This window comes from Pseudomonas sp. FSL R10-1339, from assembly GCF_009600545.1.
Classification (GTDB): Bacteria; Pseudomonadota; Gammaproteobacteria; order Pseudomonadales; family Pseudomonadaceae; genus Aquipseudomonas; species Aquipseudomonas bubulae.
On record NZ_WIVQ01000272.1, the window covers coordinates 1 to 436 of the forward strand.

At 56.9% G+C, this 436-nt stretch carries 1 protein-coding gene; it reads left to right on the forward strand.

From position 1 onward, the window contains the following. Positions 1-8: 8 nt before the first annotated feature. Positions 9-436, forward strand: a 428-nt coding sequence (locus tag GHO03_RS24775; RefSeq protein WP_372241801.1) for a protein rep, incomplete at its 3' end; no start/stop codon positions are given.

Consider the following 436-nt stretch of genomic DNA (forward strand, 5'->3'; position numbering starts at 1 on the left):
CCCCTCAGATCGTTCTAGAGCATCCTAAGGCTCGCTGGCTATTCCTGACCCTGACTGTGCCCAATTGCCCCATAGGCGAGCTTGGAGCGACTCTTACGGCGATGAATGCCGGGTGGAACCGACTCCAGGCGCGAAAAGAGTTAAAAGCGGTGATTGGTTGGGTACGGACTACCGAGGTAACTCGGAGTGCGATTGGGGAGGCGCACCCGCATTTTCACGTTTTGCTGATGGTCCCGCCTTCGATGCTGTCTGGATCGAAATACGTTAAGCATGCCCGCTGGGTTGAGATTTGGCAGGAATGCATGCGCGATCCGACGATCTCGCCAAGCGGTGTGCACGTTCAAGCGATTAAAGATCGGAGCTCAGAGACCGGGACGGAGGTGGGAGGGGCTGCGCTACAACGCGCGGTTTCGGAAACGCTGAAGTACAGCGTTAA